Annotated in this window: 8 protein-coding genes; 4 read left to right on the top strand and 4 right to left on the bottom strand. The window is 41.4% G+C overall.

Annotated features, from left to right (window positions below):
• Positions 1 to 87 precede the first annotated feature (87 nt).
• The 3 genes from mnhG to GBV73_RS10590 are packed head-to-tail and all read right to left on the bottom strand — an operon-like array spanning position 88 to position 1,210.
• Positions 88 to 357, bottom strand: coding sequence for a monovalent cation/H(+) antiporter subunit G (mnhG, locus tag GBV73_RS10600; RefSeq protein ID WP_371717095.1), 270 nt, complete (start codon positions 355 to 357; stop codon positions 88 to 90).
• Positions 354 to 629, bottom strand: coding sequence for a monovalent cation/H+ antiporter complex subunit F (locus GBV73_RS10595; RefSeq protein ID WP_152881235.1), 276 nt, complete (start codon positions 627 to 629; stop codon positions 354 to 356). Before GBV73_RS10595 ends, mnhG begins: the two co-directional genes overlap by 4 nt.
• The gene (locus GBV73_RS10590) at positions 605 to 1,210 is read right to left on the bottom strand and encodes a Na+/H+ antiporter subunit E (protein ID WP_152881233.1); all 606 of its coding nucleotides are present in this window, start codon (positions 1,208 to 1,210) and stop codon (positions 605 to 607) included. The genes GBV73_RS10595 and GBV73_RS10590 overlap by 25 nt, the downstream gene beginning before the upstream one ends.
• A 119-nt stretch (positions 1,211 to 1,329) precedes the next feature.
• On the opposite strand from GBV73_RS10590, the gene GBV73_RS10585 reads away from it, so the two are divergent.
• Together GBV73_RS10585 and GBV73_RS10580 are read left to right on the top strand one after the other, a co-directional pair.
• On the top strand, positions 1,330 to 1,881 hold the full coding sequence (locus GBV73_RS10585; protein WP_152881231.1) for a TIGR00288 family NYN domain-containing protein: 552 nt from the start codon (positions 1,330 to 1,332) through the stop codon (positions 1,879 to 1,881).
• The gene (locus GBV73_RS10580) at positions 1,832 to 2,356 is read left to right on the top strand and encodes a TIGR00288 family NYN domain-containing protein (protein ID WP_152881229.1); all 525 of its coding nucleotides are present in this window, start codon (positions 1,832 to 1,834) and stop codon (positions 2,354 to 2,356) included. Before GBV73_RS10585 ends, GBV73_RS10580 begins: the two co-directional genes overlap by 50 nt.
• On the opposite strand, the gene GBV73_RS10575 is transcribed toward GBV73_RS10580, so the two are convergent.
• Entirely contained in the window at positions 2,357 to 2,806 is a 450-nt protein-coding gene (locus tag GBV73_RS10575) for a DUF2258 domain-containing protein (protein WP_152881227.1), read from the bottom strand.
• Positions 2,807 to 2,863: 57 nt separating this feature from the next.
• Here GBV73_RS10575 and GBV73_RS10570 point away from each other — a divergent pair, with 57 nt between their 5' ends.
• Together GBV73_RS10570 and GBV73_RS10565 are read left to right on the top strand one after the other, a co-directional pair.
• Complete coding sequence (locus GBV73_RS10570) at positions 2,864 to 3,538, top strand: adenylate kinase (RefSeq protein ID WP_042699358.1); 675 nt, start codon at positions 2,864 to 2,866, stop codon at positions 3,536 to 3,538.
• Positions 3,539 to 3,637: 99 nt separating this feature from the next.
• Positions 3,638 to 4,306 (top strand): class I SAM-dependent methyltransferase, encoded by a 669-nt coding sequence (locus tag GBV73_RS10565; protein WP_152881225.1) that lies wholly within the window; start codon positions 3,638 to 3,640, stop codon positions 4,304 to 4,306.
• The last annotated feature ends 45 nt before the right edge of the window (positions 4,307 to 4,351 follow it).

Below are 4,351 nucleotides of genomic sequence, written 5' to 3'. Positions count from 1 at the left end.
GTTTCCTCACTAATAACAAAGGTCGCCTTAGGCACACTAAACCACCCATTAAAAAATACTAAGTCAAAATATTTAAAATTTACGCTTTTAACCATTTAAAGAACAGCCCCTGGCTATTGCATGGGAGACCATGGGGTTTATCAGGGCTATTAAAAATGCCAGCACGAGAAATTTCAGTTTAATCAGCAGAGGAGCCTGTGAAGCAATTGCCAAAGCTATGAGAATGCTCATAGCCCCACCAGTATCACACTTTGTTGCTGCATGAAGACGGGTATACACATCAGGAAAGCGGAGTATCCCAAGAGTTCCGAATATCATTATGGATTCTCCAAGGAGAAGGAAGAAATACTCTATCACTTTCTTCCCTCCATATACTTGGCAAGTATAAGCCCTCCAACAGCATTGACCATAAGAAGGACGATCGCGAGGTCAAGGAAAAAGTACTCCTCTGCTATGAATCCGAAGATTGCTAATATAACAACGGTCTTTGTTGTTACAGTATTAATGCCGACTATCCTGTCGGCTAACGTTGGGCCGAACAATACTCGATATGACAACACCAAGGATGTAGCTACGAGTATTATCGCACCCCATCCAAAAGGGCTTACCAGAAGATTTTCTTCAACCATGACTCAATATCCCCCTTGATTTTCTCGCCTGCAATCTCTCTATTGAGCGTTTCAACATCTATCCAGTGCACGTAAAGATAGGCTTCCCCGAGTTTTTTGTCGACGTCAAGGGTTAAAGTCCCGGGGGTGAGGGTTATAGAGTTTGCTAAAATCGTTATTCCAGTATCTGAATGCAGGTCGGTCTTGATCTTTATTATCCCCGGATTTATGTCCATTAATATGGCATGTTTTGCTACTTTGAAGTTGCTCTCTATTAACCGGAATGCCATGATAAAAAGGTACTGAGGAATGACAAAGAGACTTATGTAAAGAATCTTCTCCACAATATGGCCCGTCTGCCTTATATCTTCGGTGAGCATTTCATACATGAAAAGAGAAATTACCAGAGTTGCTATTCCCCCAATGAATAAATTCTCACTCTGTGTATTCCCACTTATCACTATCCAGAAGGAGAAGAGTGCGATCCACGTAAGGACTACCTGTTCCCATTTTGGGAGTTTTTGGGCTTCATAGGTTTCAAACAATATCCTCTGCCTTATCTCATCAAGTCTTTCCCTAAGATAAAAAGGGATTCTGCTCATGTTTTTTACTAGACTTTCATTGCTTATAATCCTTTCGTCCGGCCGTTTCCTTAAGTTTTTTATACTTTAAAGCCATAACTTTTCCATGTAGAGTTTTCATACTGATTGCGGTGATAACGATGCCCAGCAATTGGGAGAAAATAGTCTCCATGACAAAGGAAGGAGTTAAGAGTATCGCAACAATGAGAAGAAAAATCCAAAGAGGAAAGAAGATTGCCCTCCTTATAGATGGGCCAAATATTCTAAGAAAGGAATTTAACGTCCACCTTGAAGACATTGTTGCAGCATTGGAAGAACTGGGGAATATCAGGGTGGCAAAAGTCATTTTGAACCAGTATGCTCCCCAGGGACTTATAGAAGCTGTCGCAAATCAGGGCTTTGAACCAATAATCGTTGCGGGAGAGACGGGAGTAAAACTTGCCGTCGAGGCCATGAGAGAAATATACAATCCGAATATAGATATTATTGCTTTGGCAACAAGAAATGCTGAGTTTCTTCCGATAATTTTGAAAGCAAAAGAAAAAGGAAAAGAAACCGCCATAATTGGAATTGAACCCGGTTTTAGTGCTGCTTTAAAACACGCCGCCGATTATGTGATTATTCTTGAAAGGGGTGAGGTGGATGAGAACAGCGCTCTTCAAAATACTGAAAAGAGAAGAAAGAGAGCCTAAAGAAAAAGAGAAGCCGGAAAAAGTTGAAACTCCCAAGAAAAGCATAGGGCTGATAATAGACGGTCCCAACATACTGAGAAAAGAATTTGGGATTAAGCTTGAGAATATCAAAGAGGCGCTTGAGAAGATTGGAAAAATCCGGGTTGCAAAGGTCGTTTTAAACCAGTACGCTCCTCAGGGACTTATTGAGGCGGTTGTTAACCAGGGATTTGAGCCCATAATAGTTGCTGGAGATACTGACGTGAGGATTGCCATTGAGGCGATGGAGCTAATATACAACAGCGATATAGAGATCATAGCCTCGGCCACAAGGGATGCAGATTTCCTCCCGATAATAAACGAGGCAAAGAGAAAAGGCAAAGAAACCGTAGTTATAGGAGTTGAACCCGGATTTAGTGTTGCGCTGCAGAATGCAGCCGATTACGTAATAAAGATGGAGGGCAAGAGCGACCAGAGCGAAGGATACGAAGAGTAGCTACTTTTCGAACTCAAGCTTTAGGGAGGTATGTTCTCTTTTGAGTCTCTCAACAGTCTGAGCAATTTCATCACTGAGCTCTCTCAGTTTCTCCGAAAGTTTGCTCAGCTCCTCTATCGCAATCTCTAAAGCTTTCTCGCTTTCTTCGACCTCCTTCATAGCTTCAGCAAGCTTTTCTTCTTCCTCCTTCTTGTAGACCTCAATCTTCAGCGTATCGTAGTTCCATTCTATTGTTCCGTCTTTGATGTTAAACTCTATCGAAATTCTTACAACGTCTTCCTTTTTTATGCCCATCTCTTGGAATTTATCAAACAGATACTGGTTTAGCTGGGCAGATGCCCTTATAACCTCCTCAGGGTTGAGCTTACCGCGTGTTAATGCAAAGAGGACTTTTCTAATTTTGTTGGCATAGCCGCTTGCCCTAACAAACCCAGTTGAAAGTTTGGGCATGAAGCATCACCATAATGCTTTAATGTACTGGAAATATATATCCATATTGGTGATCACATGAACATTTTGATTTTTGGTCCTCCGGGTTCTGGGAAGTCGACACATTCTAGGAGAATTGTTGAGAAATACGGCCTTGAATACATAGCTTCTGGGGATATAATCCGGGCGGAGATAAACAAAGGAAGCGCCCTTGGCCTGGAGATGAAGAAATACATAGAAAAGGGAGAGCTTCTGCCTGATACAGTTATAAACACCCTAGTACTGTCGAAATTAAGAAGAAAGAGAGAGAACTTCATCATTGATGGCTACCCAAGGACAGCTGAGCAAGTATTGGCTCTTGAGAACTTCCTTTACGACCACGGCATTAAGATAGACCTCGCAATAGACATTTTCATCTCAAAGGAGGAAAGCATAACGAGAATCTCTGGAAGGAGGATATGCAAGAACTGTGGGGCAGTATACCACATAAAATACAACCCGCCAAAAGTTTCCGGAAAATGCGACATTTGCGGGGGAGAGGTTGCACAGAGAGATGACGACAGACCAGAGATAGTCTCCAGAAGATACGACATTTATATCAACAACATGGAACCTATCATTAAGTTTTACAAGAAGCAGGGAGTTTACGTGCAGATAAACGGGCACGGGGGAATTGAGGAAGTCTGGGAGAGAATAAGGCCCCTATTGGACTACATATGGAACAGGGAACGAAAGAGAAAAGAGTTTAGATGATAAGAAATATCGGCTAAAATTTTTAATCTTTTCTTGAAATCCAAACATCGACCGTATGGGAAGTAGTTACTAAGAAGTACTGCGGAGCTGGTGTGTAAGATGGAATACTTCAATAAGATAGCTCCTCGCTACGATGAGTGGTATAATACTAAAGTCGGGCGTTATGTGGATAAAACGGAAAAACGGCTAGTGTTCTCTATGATAAAGACCAAAAGCGGAAAAGCCCTTGACCTTGGATGTGGAACCGGCAATTATACAATTGAGCTCTATAAAAGAGGGTTTGAAGTTGTTGGGGTGGACGTAAGTGAAGAAATGCTGAAAATAGCAAGAAAAAAGCTCCCAACTGTTAAGTTCATTAGGGCAGATGCATATTCGTTGCCCTTTGAAGACAACACATTTGATTTAGTTTTGAGTGTTACAATGTTTGAGTTTATACATAAGCCCGAGAAAGTTCTTGGAGAAATTTACCGTGTTTTAAAGCCCGGAGGAGAAGCAATCATTGGCACAATGAACGGCAGAAGTTTATGGTTCCTCTTCAAGCGCTTAAAAAGTCTTTTCGTGGAAACTGCATATCGCTATGCGAGGTTTTATACGCCCAAAGAGCTTGAAAGACTAATGAAAGAGGCAGGTTTTAGAGACGTTGAAAGCAGGGGAATTATATACTTTCCTTCATTTTTCCCATTATTAGGGCTTGCTGAGGAGCTTGACCAAAAGTTCAGCGATAAGCTAAAGAACTTTGGGCTGTTCTCTAAATGGTTAAAAGCGTAAAGTTTAAATATTTTGACTTAGTATTTCTTAATGGGTGGTTTAGTG

This window comes from Thermococcus sp. 101 C5 (assembly GCF_009372125.1).
In the GTDB taxonomy this organism is placed as follows: domain Archaea; phylum Methanobacteriota_B; class Thermococci; order Thermococcales; family Thermococcaceae; genus Thermococcus_A; species Thermococcus_A bergensis.
Note: the sequence above shows the minus strand (reverse complement) of the source record. Positions and strands in the feature narration are given on the sequence as shown.

Bases quoted from the DNA above. Each gene is read 5' to 3' on its own strand.
- GBV73_RS10575 (WP_152881227.1), bottom strand. From the start codon at position 2,806: ATGCCCAAACTTTCAACTGGGTTTGTTAGGGCAAGCGGCTATGCCAAC.
- GBV73_RS10565 (WP_152881225.1), top strand. From the start codon at position 3,638: ATGGAATACTTCAATAAGATAGCTCCTCGCTACGATGAGTGGTATAAT.
- GBV73_RS10580 (WP_152881229.1), top strand. From the start codon at position 1,832: ATGAGAACAGCGCTCTTCAAAATACTGAAAAGAGAAGAAAGAGAGCCT.
- GBV73_RS10585 (WP_152881231.1), top strand. From the start codon at position 1,330: ATGCCCAGCAATTGGGAGAAAATAGTCTCCATGACAAAGGAAGGAGTT.
- GBV73_RS10595 (WP_152881235.1), bottom strand. From the start codon at position 629: ATGGTTGAAGAAAATCTTCTGGTAAGCCCTTTTGGATGGGGTGCGATA.
- GBV73_RS10590 (WP_152881233.1), bottom strand. From the start codon at position 1,210: ATGAGCAGAATCCCTTTTTATCTTAGGGAAAGACTTGATGAGATAAGG.
- GBV73_RS10570 (WP_042699358.1), top strand. From the start codon at position 2,864: ATGAACATTTTGATTTTTGGTCCTCCGGGTTCTGGGAAGTCGACACAT.